The 16,036-nt window shown below is 70.6% G+C and carries 9 protein-coding genes; 8 read left to right on the top strand and 1 reads right to left on the bottom strand.

Annotation, left to right across the window (positions count from 1 at the left end):
* The first annotated feature begins 15 nt into the window (after positions 1–15).
* From pknB to GC092_RS00260, 5 genes are all read left to right on the top strand, one after another.
* Entirely contained in the window at positions 16–1,821 is a 1,806-nt protein-coding gene (pknB, locus tag GC092_RS00280; RefSeq protein ID WP_416383282.1) for a Stk1 family PASTA domain-containing Ser/Thr kinase, read from the top strand.
* Between the two features lie 75 nt (positions 1,822–1,896).
* Positions 1,897–2,286 carry a winged helix-turn-helix transcriptional regulator gene (locus GC092_RS00275; protein WP_324013370.1) on the top strand — a complete coding sequence of 130 codons (390 nt, stop codon included), beginning with the start codon at positions 1,897–1,899 and terminating at the stop codon, positions 2,284–2,286.
* A gap of 86 nt (positions 2,287–2,372) precedes the next feature.
* Positions 2,373–3,410: a zinc-binding alcohol dehydrogenase family protein gene (locus tag GC092_RS00270; protein ID WP_324013368.1), complete on the top strand. Its 1,038-nt coding sequence runs from the start codon at positions 2,373–2,375 to the stop codon at positions 3,408–3,410.
* Between the two features lie 77 nt (positions 3,411–3,487).
* Positions 3,488–3,724: a cell division protein CrgA gene (locus GC092_RS00265; protein ID WP_271172488.1), complete on the top strand. Its 237-nt coding sequence runs from the start codon at positions 3,488–3,490 to the stop codon at positions 3,722–3,724.
* Between the two features lie 175 nt (positions 3,725–3,899).
* Positions 3,900–5,480 (top strand): LuxR C-terminal-related transcriptional regulator, encoded by a 1,581-nt coding sequence (locus tag GC092_RS00260; RefSeq protein ID WP_324013366.1) that lies wholly within the window; start codon positions 3,900–3,902, stop codon positions 5,478–5,480.
* 155 nt (positions 5,481–5,635) lie between these two features.
* Here GC092_RS00260 and GC092_RS00255 read toward each other — a convergent pair whose 3' ends face one another.
* Positions 5,636–12,460 carry an SdrD B-like domain-containing protein gene (locus tag GC092_RS00255; protein WP_324013364.1) on the bottom strand — a complete coding sequence of 2,275 codons (6,825 nt, stop codon included), beginning with the start codon at positions 12,458–12,460 and terminating at the stop codon, positions 5,636–5,638.
* Between the two features lie 211 nt (positions 12,461–12,671).
* Between GC092_RS00255 and GC092_RS00250 the strand changes: the two genes are divergently transcribed.
* Genes GC092_RS00250 through GC092_RS00240 form a run of 3 tightly spaced genes read left to right on the top strand, consistent with a single transcriptional unit; the run spans position 12,672 to position 16,002 of the window.
* Positions 12,672–14,000: a right-handed parallel beta-helix repeat-containing protein gene (locus GC092_RS00250; protein ID WP_324013362.1), complete on the top strand. Its 1,329-nt coding sequence runs from the start codon at positions 12,672–12,674 to the stop codon at positions 13,998–14,000.
* Positions 13,997–14,770 carry a hypothetical protein gene (locus tag GC092_RS00245; RefSeq protein ID WP_324013361.1) on the top strand — a complete coding sequence of 258 codons (774 nt, stop codon included), beginning with the start codon at positions 13,997–13,999 and terminating at the stop codon, positions 14,768–14,770. The genes GC092_RS00250 and GC092_RS00245 overlap by 4 nt, the downstream gene beginning before the upstream one ends.
* Positions 14,767–16,002 (top strand): Dyp-type peroxidase, encoded by a 1,236-nt coding sequence (locus tag GC092_RS00240; protein ID WP_324013359.1) that lies wholly within the window; start codon positions 14,767–14,769, stop codon positions 16,000–16,002. Before GC092_RS00245 ends, GC092_RS00240 begins: the two co-directional genes overlap by 4 nt.
* Positions 16,003–16,036 lie beyond the last annotated feature (34 nt).

The following is a 16,036-nucleotide window of genomic DNA, read 5'->3' as shown; positions in this document are numbered from 1 at the left end:
TCAGCGGGTGAGGCTATGCTGACCCCGCCTGCTACTCCGGGGGGTCCATCTGTGAAGGCCGAGACACGCGTCCTCAACGACCGCTACCGCGTCGATGAGCTCATCGGCCGAGGGGGCATGGCAAGCGTCTTCCGCGGCTTCGACGAGAAGCTCGGCCGCACGGTCGCCATCAAGATCCTCGAGAAGGATCTCGCGGGCGACAGCACGTTCCGGACGCGCTTCCGCCTCGAGGCGCAGGCCGCCTCCCGCATGGCCCACTCGTCGATCGTGCGCGTGTTCGACGCCGGGGAGGACACCGAGACCGACGCCACGGGCGGCGTCCGCCCGGTGCCGTACATCGTCATGGAGCTCGTGACCGGCACGCTCCTCAAGGACATCATCGCGCGCGGCCCGGTCGCCCCAAAGGACGCCGTGCGCTACGCAGACGGCATCCTCGAGGCCCTCGAGTACTCGCATCGGGCCGGCGTCGTCCACCGCGACATCAAGCCGGGCAACGTCATGATCACCGAGTCCGGCCAGGTCAAGGTCATGGACTTCGGCATCGCCCGTGCCGTCTCGGACTCGTCGTCCACGGTCGCCCAGACCACGGCCATCCTCGGCACCGCCGCGTACTTCTCGCCCGAGCAGGCCAAGGGCGAGTCGGTCGACGCGCGCGCCGACCTCTACTCGACCGGCGTCGTGCTCTACGAGCTGCTGACGGGGCGCCCGCCCTTCCGGGGCGACTCGCCGGTCGCCGTCGCGTATCAGCACGTGAGCGAGACGCCCGTCACGCCGACCGCCCTCAACCCCGACGTGCCCAAGGGCCTGGACCCCGTCGTGCTGCGCGCGCTCGCGAAGGACCCCTTCCAGCGCTATCAGGACGCCGCACGGTTCCGCGAGGCGCTCGACGCCGCTCTGGACGGCCGTGCGCCGACCAAGCGCGAACTCGACACGCTCACCAACGAGCTCTACGGCCCGAGCCCGCGCCAGGCGCAGGAGACCGCGCGCACGCTCCAGCAGCTCTCGAGCGACACGACGATGACGCGGACGCAGTCCGGCCCCCCGGTCGTGTGGATCTGGTCGGCGGTCGCGCTCATCGCGGTGCTGATCGTCGCCCTCGTCTTCTGGCTCGCGACCATCCGCCCGTGGGATGGCACGCCGTCGACCGCCCGCATCATCCCGGATGTCGCCGGGATGACCTACGAGAAGGCCGTCGAGGAGCTCGAGGCGCGCGATCTCGTGCCGGTGCGCGAGGACGTGCCGAGCGACTCGGTGCCCGAGGGCGTCGTCGTCGAGACGGACCCTGGCGCCGATCTCTCGGTGAGCCCGAATCAGCGCGTCGAGGTGCTCGTGTCGGAGGGGCCCGAGGTCGCGGTCGTCCCCGCACTCGTCGGACTGACGGAGTCGCAGGCGCGCGACGCGATCTCGAAGGCCGGGCTCTCGCTGGGCGCGATCCTGCCGGTGGACGATGCCGAGCACAAGGCCTCGACAGTGCTCCGCGTCCACGCGGGAGACGACGAGGTCGCGGAGGGCGACGAGCTCCCCGCCGGTGCCACGATCGACCTCGAGGTCGCCACGGGCCGCGTCCAGGTCAACGACCTCAAGGGGTTCTCGCTCGACGCCGCGAAGCGCGCGCTCGAGGAGCTCGGCCTCACGGCGGAGGTCGTCGAGGACGACACGTGCCAGGAGTCGGACCAGCCGGGCGTCGTGTCGCAGTCCGAGATCGGATCGGTGCCGATCCAGTCGACGATCCGCATCCGCGTCTGCACGGGCAGCGAGCCGACGCCCACTCCGACCCCGACGCCCACGCAGGGCATCGACGCCGACCCGGCCGAGCGCTAGACGCCGCCGAGCGCGCCTCCCCGACCGGTCCTCCACTATCCTTCGGAAAGCAGACCAGGTCAGGGAGGCGTGCCGATGGCCATCCACGAGGACGTTCCGCTCACGGTGAGCCCGAAGACACGCGGAGACGTGTACTCCGCGGACTGCCCCTGCCGGGATCTGCTGGATGTCGTGGCGAACAAGTGGGCGGCGCTCGCGATCGGCGCACTGGCGGATGGCCCGGCGCGCTTCGGCGAGCTCCAGCGGCGCCTGGAGGGGATCTCGCCCAAGGTCCTGACGGCGACGCTGCGGCGCCTCGAGACGTACGGGCTCGTCGATCGGACCGTTCTTCCCGAGGTGCCGCTGCATGTGGAGTACGAGCTCACCGACGTCGGGCACAGCGCGCTCGGCCCGATCGTCGCGCTGCGGCAGTGGGCCGACTCGAACTACACACACGCTGTCGCCATACTTTCCCAAGGAAAGTAGAACCCCTTGCGGGTAACCACTGTTCGCCGGTTACCGTCTTGTCCCGCGGCGCCACCGTGATGCCGTGACGACGAGAAGGAGCGATCTTGACGACGAACCCGACCATCCCCTCGCAAACGATCTCGGCCGTGGTGTCGCGCACGGGAGGCGCGATCGACCTCCCCGGCAGTCTCGAGGATGCGACGATTCCGGCACCCGGAGCACCGACCGGCCACGACATCCTCGTCGCTGTGAGAGCCGTCTCGGTGAATCCCGTCGACGTGAAGGTCCGCGCAGGCGGTGCGGGCGCTGACGACGCTCGAGTCCTCGGCTGGGACGCCGCGGGAACCGTCCTCGCTGTCGGCGAGCTCGTCACGCTGTTCCGGCCCGGCGACGAGGTCTACTACGCGGGCAGCCTCGATCGGCCCGGCTCGTATGCCGCACAGCAGCTCGTCGACGAGCGCATCGTCGCCCACCGGCCGAGGAGCCTGACCGTCGCCGAGGCCGCGGCGCTGCCGCTCACGACGATCACCGCGTGGGAGGCGCTCTTCGACAAGCTGCGCCTGACCGAGAGCTCGACCGGCACCATCCTCGTGCTGGGCGCCCCCGGAGGCGTCGGATCGATCCTCATCCAGCTCGTCAAGGAGCTCACCGGCCTCCGCGTGATCGCAACGGCGTCCCGCCCCGAGTCGCGCGCGTGGGTCGAGGAGCTCGGCGCCGACATCGTCGTCGACCACCGCGCGGCGGATCTGGACCGGCAGATCCTCGAAGCCGCGCCCAGCGGCGTCGATTTCGTCTTCACCGCCCAGAGCAGGGGGCGGACCGACCTGCTCACGAAGGTGGTGCGCCCCTTCGGGCAGATCGTCGCCATCGACGACGACCGTGATGTCGATCTCCTGGCACTGAAGGACAAGTCGATCTCGTGGCACTGGGAGCTCATGTTCACCCGGCCCCGGCACGGCTGGGACCTCCTCGCCCAGCACGATCTGCTCGAGAGGGTCACGCAGCTCATCGACGAGGGCCGCATCCGCACGACGCTCACGCAGGCCCTGGCTCCGCTCAACGCCGAGAGCCTGCGTCAGGCGCACCGTCTGGTCGAGTCGGGCCAGGTGGTCGGCAAGATCGTCGTCGCCGAATCGAGGTGAACGGCAGGGCTCATGCGCGTGCCGCCGAGGCAGCTCGCGGCCACGGAATCGCGCGTGCGCCTAGTAGACTCATGCGCATGGCACGAGCATCCCAGGGCGAAGAACCTCTCGAGCGCAGCGAGAGCGGCAAGGCGCCGAACCCCGTGTGGTTCAAGCCGGTCATGGTGGGCTTCATGCTCATCGGCCTCGTCTGGATCCTCGTCTTCTACCTCTCGGGCATGGCGTTCCCCATCCCCGACATCGGCGCGTGGAACCTCGTCATCGGCTTCGGCATCGCCTTCATCGGCTTCCTCATGACGACGCAGTGGCGATAGCCGCTCTCCCCTCTTCCGCGCCCTGAGCGCGAAACGACACGGGTCGGAACCGAATGGTTCCGGCCCGTTTCGCTGTCCCGTGAAGCGGATGGGCCGGGGCGGGGTGAATTCCGGGGTGAAGAGGCCCGGAACCGGCCCGAGGACACCGCGCCGCTGTGCGACATTCGTCGATGACATGACGAACATCGCCGATGAAGTCGAGATCGCGCAGGCGCTGGCCGACGCGATCGGCACCGGCGACCTCGACGCCGTCGAGGACCTCGCCGACGCGCTCTGGTTCCGGCTCCCGGCCACGCAGGCGCCGGCGCTCGTCCGCCTCGTCAGCACCCTCTCGCCGGCGGAACTCGAGCGTCGACCTCGTCTCCTTCTCGCCGCCTATCAGGCGCACGACATGTCCACGCCCGGCGGCGATCACGCACGTCGCGGCTTCCTCCCGCTGTATCTCTCGCGTGGCGAGCGATTCGCCCTGCGATTCTCGGCGTTCCGCGAGCGCGCGGATGTGCACGCGGCGGGGATGATCGCTCTCATCGGCGCGCGCCTCCGCGGCCGTTGCACGGAGGCGGAGGGCATCGCGCATCGGCTCGCGCAGCAGCTCGCCCGCATGCCGGAGGCGGAGCCGCTGCCCTGGTCGCGACACCCCGACCACCGCCCGGGCTGGCTCGCCGCCCAGCGTGCACTCACCACGATGCTGCTCGGCCGGTACGACGACGCCATGGTGCACGCGCGCGCGGCCTTCGAGGAGATGGGGCCCGCGCCATCCCACCACTTCGCGGGCGTGAACGGCGCCGCGATCGCCGCGCTGCTGTCGGCGGCCGCCGGCGGCCGCGCCTCGGCGGAACGATGGCTTCGGGAGGTGCGCGACCACACGCGAGGCGGACTGCCGGTCGAGAGTCCGGTCACAGCCCCCGCGCGCCTGGCCGCGGCTGTACTCGCGATGGATCAGCTGGACGAGAAGCGCGCCCGGGCGTCGCTGCGGTCGCTCGGCGATCCGTTCGCGTCGAACGAGCTCTGGCCGTTCGCAGCGGCCGGATGGGCCCGCTTCGGCGCGCTCTTCGGCTCGCCCATCGCCGCACTCCTGCAGCTCGACGAGGTGTGCGCCGCGCACGGGGCGGGATCCCGTATCGCCGAGATCGCGGGAGGCCTTCTGCTGCGCGTGCGCGCGGACCTCCTCCTGGCCGCGGGAGACGGGGCGGCCGTCCTCGGGATCGCGGTGGACCATCCGGACCAGGACCTCCTGAACGTGCCGCTCGCCCGCGCGCACCTGCGCGCGGGGCACCTCTCCGAAGCGGTCCGCCTGTCGTCGTCTCCCCTCCAGCGGGCCACGACGACTCGCCGGGACGCACTCGATCATCTCCTGGTCCTCGCCGCTGCCCAACTGCGACGCGGAGACGAGCACGATGCGCGCGAGCTGTTCCGACGCGCCCACGAGTACTACCTGGCGACGCGCAACCGATCGGCGTTCCGGGAGATGGATCCGGACGACCTCGCGCGGCTGTGCACGCTCGCCGGGGTCCACAATCCCCTGCCCGAGGGGACCGGAACGGCGCATGCCCCGCTCCGCGTCGTGAGACTGACCCCGCGGGAGCAGATCGTGCTGCGTGCGCTCGCCACCTCCGAGACGCTCGGCATGATCGCTCAGCGCCTCAATGTGTCGCTCAACACCGTGCGCAGCCAGGCACGCAGCGTGTACCGCAAGCTGGGCGTCTCGAGCCGCGAGGACGCGGTCGCCGTCGCCGCGCGCGCACGCCTCCTCTGACCTGCAGCGCTCCTGACCGCCATCGCGGCCCCGAGTACAGTCGAGCCCCGCCCACGACCTTCCTGGGGGAGGAGGTCGATCGTGGACGGGGCTCGGTCGCGCCCATCGGAAGACGGGCCCGCCCGCGCCTGACCGGTCAGGCGCGGGCGAATGCGCTACCTCTCGATGCCCGAGGGGCGCCGACGGAGGTACAGCAGGATCCCTCCGGCGAGCGTCAGGAGCAGCGCGGCTCCCAGCACACCGACGCCGATCGCGACGCCGGTCGGGCTCAGCGGGTCCTGCGGAGCCGGCGGGTTGCCGGGCTCGTTGGGCTCATTCGGCTGTCCGGGCTCGTTCGGCTCGTTGGGCTCATTCGGCTGTCCGGGCTCGTTCGGCTCGTTGGGCTCGTTCGGCTGGCCCGGCTCGTTCGGCACGTCGCAGGCCTCCGCGGTGTCGGTCAGATCGTTGTGCACGATCCCTGCCGTGTTCGCGAAGCCGCCCGTGCCGTCCTCACCCGGTGCCGGGCAGGCGAACGTGGACTCGTCCGTCGCCTCCGCGTCGAGCGTGGCGGTCACGACCACACGGTAGGTGTGCTCGCTTCCCGCACCCAGGGCGACATCCGACGCGACGACGTTCTCGTCCGCGCCTTCCTCGCCCTGACCCGTCCAGGCCTCGTTCGGCGTGACGCCCTCGGGCGCCTCAGCGATCTCGGCGGTCTGGACCTCGATGCCCGCGCCGAAGCGGAGACGGTCGGAGAGGTCGTACACGCCGGCCTCCGCGCCGTCGTTCACCGCGACGATCTCGTACTCGACCGTCCACACGCCGTCCTCGTCGACCGTCGGCGAGCCGACGATCTCCTTGGCGATGTCGATGGACGGCAGCGGAGCACAGTCGGTGTCCGTGATCTCCCCGCCGGTCTCGTCCGTCAGCGTCGCGGCGTTGTTCAGGCCCTGCTCGAGGAAGTTGCCACCCTCGGGAGCCGTGCAACCCGGTGCGCCTGTGCCGTCCTGCTCCGCCTCAGCGAAGTGGAGCGGCACGTCCACGAGCACCGTCACGCGGTAGACGTGCGGGGCGTACCCCTCGTCATCCAGCCCGGCGATCTCGACGCCGGTCGCGATGCGCTGGTTCTCGGCGCCGTCGAACGACCCCTCGATCTCCACGCCCTCGGGGCCGGTCACCGACACCTCGTCGACCGTCACGACCGGAGCGAAGAGGAACTCGTCGTCCAGGTCGTACCGCGTCGGCTCGTTGCCGGTGTTGCCTACCGTCAGGTCGTACACGACCTCCCACTGGCCCTCGCCGACCGGGGTGGCCGACGTCAGCTCCTTGTCCAGAGTCGGCTTGCCCGACAGAACGCACGCGTCGTCCTCGTCGGAGATGCCGTTCCAGTTCACCGTGGCGTCGTTCCGCAGCGCGCCGTCGGGAACGCTGCGGTCGCCGGCGTCGCAGGTGTCGGCCGCGGGTGTCTGGACTTCGGCCAGATCGAGCGCATAGCGGAGCACGACCGTGTAGGTGTGTACCGTCGACCCACCCTCGGGGGCCGCCGCGATCGGCTGCCCCGTCACGATGCGGGTGTCGCCATCCGTGCCGAAGCCCGGGTTGATGCCCACCGAGTCAGGAGCATCCGTGGAGATGTCCTGCACGCCGAGGACGGTGAGGCCGTTGCCGGCGACCCACTCGTCATCAAGGTCGTACGCGCCCGCCGCCGGACCGCTGTTCGTCACAGCGATCTCGTACGTCGCGTCGTACTGCCCCGGCTGGCCCTCGACCGGCGTCACCGCACCCGAGAGCGACTTCTCGATCTCGATGAGCGGCAGCGGTGCGCAGACGTCATCCTCCTGCGTCTCGCCGTTGTGGGTCATGCCCGCGACGTTGTTCAGGCCGCCGTTCTCGCCGCTGCCCGGCGCCGGGCACGCGAGCGCATCCGGCGTGACGGTCTCGAGGTCGAGCGACACGGTGACCGCGACGCGGTAGGAGTGCGCAGCACCGGCGTCGAGCGGGATCGCCGTGGCGATCCGGTTCTCGTCGTCACCGTCTGCGCCCCGACCCGTCCAACCGGCCGGGTCCTCGACGCCCTCGGGCGTCGCGACGACATCCGACGACTCCACGACGATGCCGTCGCCGTAGCGCAGGCTGTCGTCGAGGTCGTAGTCGCCCGCGGCCTGACCGACGTTCGCGACCTCGAGGCCGTACACGATCGTCCAGGTGCCGTCCCCGTTCGCGACCGGGCCCTCGGCGAGGGTCTTGTCGAAGGTGAACAGCGGCAGCGACGCGCACTCCTCGTCCGTGGACTCGATGCCGTTGTGGAGGAGGGCGGCGGCGTTGTTCAGACCGCCGGAGCCCCCCGTGCCCGGCTCCGGGCAGGCCAGAGCATTCGGGTCGACGGACGACTCATCGAGTGCGACCGTGACCGCCACCCGATAGGTGTGGCTGCTCTGACCCTCGAGCGTCACGTCCTCGGCGATGAGGTTCTCCGCCGCGCCCTCGTCACCGAGTCCCGTCCAGGACTCGAGCGCCGTGACGCCATCGGGAGCCTCCTCCACCTCGGACTCGACGATCTCGATGCCCTCGCCGAAGCGCAGACGGTCGAAGATGTCGTACTCGCCCGACACCTCGCCGAGGTTCTCCGCCACGAGGTCGTACACGATCGTCCAGGTGCCGTCGCCGTTGGGCACGGGGCCTTCCGAGATCGACTTGTCGATCGTGATCTGGGCGACTGTCACGCATGCGTCGTCCGCATCCGCCAGATCGTTGTGCCCGATCCCCGCCGAGTTCACCAGTCCGGCCGCGCCATCCTCGTCGAACTCGGAGCAGGCCACCTCGGCCAGCCCGCCGAGCGACTCGTCCAGTTCGACGAGCACCTCGATGCGGTAGGTGTGCACCCCGCCCGCGGCGAGCGGCACGTCGGAGGCGATCACGTTCTCCGCCGACCCCTCCTCGCCCAGACCGGTCCACCCCTCCTGGGCGGTCACGCCCTCCGGCGTCTCGACGACCTCACGGGAGAGCACCCGCAGGTCGCCCATCTCGGTCATCCGGTCGGACACCTCGTAGACGCCCTCGGCTGCACCGTCGTTCGTCGCGACGATGTCGTACGTCACGGTCCACGTCCCGTCGCCGTTGGGCACCGGGCCGGCCGAGATCGACTTGTCGATGTCGATGGACGGCAGCGGCGCGCACGCCTCGTCGTCCTCGGTCACACCGGCCTCGTCGGTCAGCGTCGACGTGTTCGACAGAGCGCTGCCGCCGGGGCGCACCGTGCCGTCCGCGCACACCGTCGGGTCGTCCTCGGTGCCCGCGCCCTCGAACGCGAGCGGGACATCCGAGATCACCCTCAGCGTGTACTCGTGCGGCGCGTAGCCCTCATCGTCCGTGCCCAGGATGGGCACGAGCGAAGCCACGCGCGTGTTCTCCTCGCCGTCCCAGGCGGGGTCGGCGAGCGTGACGCCCTCGGGCGCACCGGTCACCTCGGCGGAGACCACGTCGACCTCATCGGCGTACCGGAGCGTGTCGTCGAGGTCGTAGAGGGTCTTCTCGACGCCCTTGTTCGACACGGTGATCCGGTAGTCCGCCTGCCAGCGGCCGTCCCCGATCGGGTTCGCCGAGATCAGCTCCTTCTCGTGCGTGACCTGCCCGAGCTCGCGGCACTCGTCGTCGGGCGACGGGTAGCCGTTGAACTCCGTCTGCGCCGTGTTCAGCAGACCGGTTCCGCTCTCGCCGCTGCCCGCGAGGGAGCAGTCCGACGGGTTCGGGTCGGCCGGCGGGTTCGGCAGCGTGAAGGTGTACCGGACGGTCACCTCGTAGCGGTGCGTGGCACCGCCCGCGATGGGCTCGTCCGTGACGATCACGTGATCCGTCAGGCCGTCGAACGCGTCGCGCACGGCGATGTCACCCGGATCGACGTTCTCGGCCTCGACCGAGAGCACCTCCACCGCGGAGCCGTACCGCAGCTCGTCGACCAGGTCGTAGTCGGTGTCGGCGCCCGTCAGGCTCCGCACCTCGAGGCCGTACACGACCTCCCACACGCCGGGCTCGTTGTCGCGGTCGACGACCGTGGGCTCCGAGACGATGGTCTTGTCGAGCTCGACGAGCGGCAGCTCGCCGCACTCGTCGTCGACGAGGTCCTCGTGGTTGAGGGGGTCGAGCGTCGCGGTGTTGAACAGGCCCGTTGTCGCATCGGCGGGCGTCTGCCCGTCGGTGCAGCCGAGCTGGGCCGGGTCGACGGTCGCCTCGCCGGTCTCGGCGTCGGCCGCGAGGCGTACGGTCACCGCGAGGCGGTAGACGTGCGCGTCGTCGCCGATGCTCTCGGCCGCGATCGGGAACCGCTCGGCGAGAACCGACCGGCTCTCCACGCCGTCCCAGTCCTCATTGAGGACGGCGCCCTCAGGCCCCGAGACGACCTCGGTTCCGACGACCTCGATGCCCTCGCCGTAGCCGCGCAGGTCATCCTCGAGTCCATACTCGCCGGGCGAGAGCGATGGGTTCTCGACGACGAGGTCGTATTCGATCGTCCAGGTGCCGTCCTCGTCGGGGTTCTCCGTCGGGCCCGACACCGTGCGCTTCTCGAGCGTGTAGTCGAGCTGTGCGTAGCCGAAGTCGATCGTGTGGTCGTTCTGCCCCGGACCGCCCGTGGTGACCGCCGCGAACGGGAAGTGACCCGCATCCGACACCTCCACGATGCCATCCGAGTCGTTCCGGTCGGCGTCCACTGAGTCGGCGTCACCCGTGTTCTCTACCGTCGGGTACCAGCCCAGCAGCGGGCCGCCCTCCGCGTAGTCGGCCGGGTTGTCGATGCCGACGACGTAGTCGGCGTTGGTCTTGAGCGCGTAGCCGTTCGTGTTCAGATCGGGATTCGACGAGAAGTAGTACTCGCCCCTGGCGTCGGTCAGGGTGCTCGACACGAGGGTGCGTGCGCCATCGGCGCCCACCTCGTAGAGGTTGACCGTCGCGCCCTCGACCGGGTCCTCGCTCGGGTCCTGGATGCCGTCGCGATCGGTGTCGTACCAGACGTAGTTGCCGATCTCGATCGGGGCAGCCGAGGCAAGAGCCGACATCGTGCCGAGGCCGTTGCCCTTCATCGTCGCGTCCGGCACCCCCGCCACCGGGGTGAGTTGGGTGACCATCGCGCCACGGGGGTCGTAGTGCGCGCCCGTCTCCTGATAGAGGCGTCGCACACCCACCTGGAATCCGCTGTTGGCGACATGGATGCCGGTCGTGAGCACGCCGTCGTCGCGGCTCGGCACCGTGATGATCGAGCCGAGCGCCTGACCCGTGAACTGACCGGGCTGGAAGCCGTCGATCTGCCACGCGTCGTCGAAGTACTTGTGCCCGCCCGGACCGAGCAGGCCCGCAGGCTGCTGGTACAGGGGCGCGGTCGCGCCGTCTCCCTGGACGCCGTCGGCGAAGCCGTTCGACTCCATGGTGAACGTGCCGTCGCCGTTGCCCGTGGCCATGTAGACGTCGCCGACCGAACGGATCGTCGCCAGTCGGCGATCCGTCGGGCTGACCGCGGTCTGGTAGCCGATCAGGTCGCCGTGCAGGTCGCGCACGCCCACGACGAGGTTGCCGTGCTGGACCCGGGCGTCGGCGACGATCGGCGTGGGACGACGCGCGAAGTTCTCGAAGTCACCGGAGTCCGTCGTCCAGAACTGGTAGTCGCCGGGACTCTGCGGCGTGTCACCGTAGCGCGGGAAGTCAAGCGGGAAGTCGAGCACCTGGGTGAGTGCAGCGGGGTTCGCCGGGTCGAACGCATAGACGTAGCCGTGCAGGTCGGCGTTGTTCTTCGTCGACTCGGCCGTGTTCGTGGCCGTGATGTACATGGTGTTCGTCATCGGGTCCGATGAGACGCCGAAGGGACGGAGGTCGCTGCCGTCAGGGAAGTACCCGTCCAGCTCGATCTCACGCACGTTCACGGGCGGCTGGCCAGGCTCGCCCATGTCGATGACGACGAGCGAGCGCTTGAAGAGGTTCACCGCGAACATCTGCGTCTCGTCGGGCGACATGGCGATGCCGCCGAGACCCGTGCGGCCGACGCGCGCCCACGCCTGGGCATCCATCGACCAGTCGTACGCGGGGTTGTCGATCGCGACCCGCGGTCGGATGCCGTCCGGGCCGGGGAGCGCGCCCTGGTCGTACTCCGCGCCGACGTCGATCCCATGGTCGGTGAGGTCGACGAAGAGAGAGCCCGAGCCGGTTGCCGAATCAAGGGTGCCGCCGTCCGGCGTCACGCGGTAGATCGCGCCGAGCCCTTCCGGACCCAGGCCGGAGTGGCGGCGCATGTACGCGGCGGTGAAGAGCTCGCCCACCTGGTCGGGCGACGTCGCACGGCGCCACGTCGAGCCGTTGGTGGCGCCGACGTCGCGGAACGGCACGTTGACCGTTGTCGGCACCTCGCTGCTGGCACTCGCGCTCTCCGCGTCGTACCAGATGATCTGGCCGCCCTCCTTGTCGGCGTTGGGGCCATCCGATCCGGCGTACTGGATCTTCGGAAGGTAGACGCGCGGGTTGTTCTCGACGAACGCGCCCGGAACGTGGAAGGAGAAGTCCACGGCGCCGGCATCGGCGATGTCGACGAACTGGACGGTCGTGCCGTTCGTCGTGTCGCCCGCGCGACCGACGACCGCGTCCTCCCACGCCTCCCACTGCTGGGTGTCTGGGACGTTCGCCTCGACGCGCCAACGCTGTGCGTCTGAGGTGACCGGAAGGACGTAGGTGCCGTCCGCAGCGGTCACGGCAGGTCCGGCGGAGTTCCCCGCGTCGTCGTAGGCATAGACCTCGATGCCCGCGATCCCGTCTTCATAGGTGTCGAAGACGCCGTTCGCGTCGTAGTCCTGCCAGATCGTTCCCGTGATCTCATCGCCCGTCGCGGCCGCGGCCGGCGCGGCGACGGAGACGAACCCCGTCGCGATGAGTCCTGCGATCGATGCGCTGGCGATCCATCGCCGCGCACCCCCCGACGATCCGGACAGCACGCGCTGCTCGGACCTCCTCTGCAACCGTGGCACGGTGCTCCCCTCCGAGTTGGACTGTCGCTCCGGGCGGAGCGCTCCTGGTGCCGCGCCGCCATGGCGCGAGCGGGCATGGATGTCCCCGCGGGATCAGCCAACCGGCTGTGAGCAATCTGTGTGCAAGCTGTGTGCGCTATTTCACCCCTCTTTTCACATCATCCCGAGCATCCGTAATATCGGACGCCGGTTCCGGCCTATGCTCGACCGCATGTGTCCTCGCGCGCGCGTCTCCGTTCTCGCAAGGACACTCGCGATCCTCGCCATCGCCCTCAGCGCGACGGGGTGCACCACGACGTCCGCGCAGCCGGAGGAGCCGGTACTTCAGGAGCTCGTCCGCGTTCCCGAGGACGCGGCGACGATCTCGGAGGGCGTCGACCTCGTCGCCCCGGGCGGGATGGTCCTCATCGCCCCCGGGACCTACGCGGAGGAGGTGACCGTCGACAAGGACGACGTGACGCTCCGCGGCGAGGACCGTAACGAGACGATCATCGACGGCGGCGGGACGAACTCGTTCGGCGTCTTCGTGCCCGCCGACGGCGTGCGCGTCGAGAACCTGACGGTCCACTCCACGCAGTTCTACGGGGTGCTCGTGACCGGGATGCACGACGAGAACGGCCCTCTCGCGCACGGCGGCCCCGGTTACACCGAGCTCGACCCTGAGCGGTTCCCGCCCGTCGAGCGGTTCTCGATCGACCACGTCACGGCCTACAACAACGGCCTCTACGGGATCTACGCGTTCAACGCCCGGCACGGCGCGATCACCGACTCCTATGCGTCGGGTTCCGCGGACTCGGGCTTCTACGTCGGCCAGTGCGAAGACTGCGACATCCTCGTCGCCGGCAACGTGGCTGAGCGCAACGCCATCGGGTTCGAGAACGCGAATGCGTCCGACTCGCTCACGATCGCGGGCAATCGGTTCTCGGGCAACCGCATCGGGATGACGCTCATCTCGAACTACCAGGAGGCGTTCACCCCGCAGCGGGAGAACGCGGTGTTCGGCAATCTCATCGTCGACAACGCGAACGGCGAGTCGCCGGCCCACGCGCTCGGCGGGTTCGGCGTCGGCCTCGCCGTCAACGGCGGCCAGCGCAACGTGATCTCGGCCAACCGCATCGAGGGAAACCCGACCGCCGGGATCCTGCTGTCGAACTCCGAGGACATCCCTGCCGAGGACAACGCCTTCTCGGACAACGCCGTGTCCGGCAACGGAGTCGATGCCGTGGACACGTCGGCGGAACGCGCTCTCGGCCGAGGGAACTGCTTCGACGGCGCAGGACCCGCGACCTCCGCCCCCGAGGAGCTCCGCGCGACGTCGTGCCCTTCGGATACGGTCGCACCCGGCGGAGGGACGACCCCCGACGTCGAGGTGCCGCGCGGCATGAGCTTCCTCCAGATCCCCGCTCCTCCCGCGCAACCGGGTCTCGACGACGTGGAGACCCCGCCGCAGCCCCTGCCCGCCGCGGTCGACATGCCCGCAGCCTCCGAGCATCCGCTGCCCGAGCGGACGCTCCTCGAAGACCGGGCGGCCGTCCGGTGAGAGGCCGCCGCCTGCTGCGCCGCCTCCTCATCGGCGGTGCCGTGTCGACCGTCCTCGTGGCGGCCAGCGCATGCGCCCCGACGCCGGCCCCCGCAGAGGATCCCGCTCAGGACGCTCGTCCCCTGTCATCGGACGAAGCCGAGAGCCTCGCGATGATGCGGTTCCGGAACTTCGACGCCGGCGTCCGCGCCGTCGAGCTCAGCGTCGCCGACGCGGGCCAGGACTACGCGGTGTCGGGGTGGGTCGACTACGCCGCGCACCTCGGCTACGCGACGATCGACGCCCGCGGCGAGCGCTCGCTGATCGCATGGAGTGCCGACGCGATCAGCAGCCATCCGTCGGCGGACCCGACGCCGCCGCTGCCGCCGCCCGGGCTGGACGCGGACGCGGCCGAGTGGACGACGAGCGATCTCGTGCCCGACGCGTCGCGCCTGCACGCCGCGCTCAGCGTGGTGCTCTCCCTCACCTCGGACCGCCCCGACAACCCGCTGCTCCTTCAGCAGACGGATGCCCGCTGGCTGCGGGAGGAGACGGTCGGCGACGTCGCCGTGGACGTGATCGCGGGCCCGACCTCCGACACCCCCTACGACCCGGAGTCGGGCACGGCGGACGATGGGAGCGACGCCGTCCTGCGCTACTGGATCGACGGGAGCGGCCTCCTTCACCGCGCGGAGGTGCGGCTGGGCGGGAGCGGCGAGTGGACCGCCGTCGAGTTCGACGAGGCTCCCGGCGTCGCGTTCGCCGACGCGTTCCTCGGAGCCGGGCGATGACCGGCCTGCCTCGACGCGATCTCCTGCGCAGCGTCGCGGCCGCGGGTTTCGGCGTCGCGGCCGGCGCGGTGGGCGGGTGGTCGGCGTCGCGCGCGTTCCCGGTCGAGGCGGCGGCGAACGGCGAGCCGGGGACCGCATGGGAGACGCCCGCGCCCGGCGCCTTCGCTCGCGTGGACCCGCACGGTGCGCACCAGGCGGGCATCGACCGCCCGTCCACCCCTCAGGCGCACGAGGTCGTCACCGTGCTGGACCTGCCGGATGTCCCCGCCGCGGATGGCGCGGATGAGACGTTCCGATCCGGTCTTCGCGAGATGCTGGCACACCTCGGCGAGCTCATCACGGCGCTCGTCGAGCCGGGCCCCGACGGGGAGAGCGCGCGCAGTTCCGCCGGCATGTTCGAGGGACCGCGCGATTTGACGGTCACGGTCGGGCTCGGCCCGCGGGTGCTCGCGGCCCTGGACAGCTCGCTCCCCGGCGCCGAGCCGCTCCCTGCTTTCGCGGGAGACGCGCGTCTTCCCGCCGAGCGCTCCGGCGGCGACCTGCTGATCGCGGTCTGCAGCAGCGACGTCAACGACGCCGCTGCAGCGTCTCGCGCCCTCATCGCGCGCTCGGGCGCCGTCCCTCGCTGGGCGCAGCGCGGGTTCCGCGGCGTCGGGAAGGGCACCGTCGCCCGGAGTCCGATCGGCTTCCTCGACGGCATCATCGTGCCGCACGGCGATCGGGAGATGTCGGAGCACGTGTGGATCGCGGACGGCCCGCTCGCGGGCGGCACGATCTGCGTCATCCGCCGCCTGCGGATCGACATCGAGCGCTTCCGCGCGCTCGCCCAGCCGCAGCAGGAGGGCGTGGTCGGGCGACGGCGCGGCGACGGCTCGCCGCTCTCCGGCGGTGCGCCCGACGACGAGGTGGATCTCCTCGCCAAGACCCCCGAGGGCGAGTTCGTCATCCCGGCCCGCTCGCACGTCCGCGCCGCCCACCCGTCCTTCACCGGCAGCGCGCTCATGCTCCGGCGTGGATACGGGTTCGACGACGGCATGGCCGCGGACGGCACAGCCGATGCGGGGCTCCTGTTCACGTGCTTCCAGCGCGACCTGCGCACGTTCGTCCAGACCCAGCACCGGCTCGACGAGGTGGACGACCTCATGGGGTTCACGACGACGACGGCGAGCGCGAGCTTCGCGATCCTCCCGGGCTTCTCGGACCGGCGTAGGCTCGGGTCCACACTGGTGTGACCGCGTCGCCCGACCCGCCGTTCACCCGAGAAGA

The organism is Microbacterium sp. JZ37 (genome assembly GCF_035188445.1).
GTDB lineage: Bacteria > Actinomycetota > Actinomycetes > Actinomycetales > Microbacteriaceae > Microbacterium > Microbacterium barkeri.
This window is presented reverse-complemented; position numbering and strand designations above follow the sequence as displayed.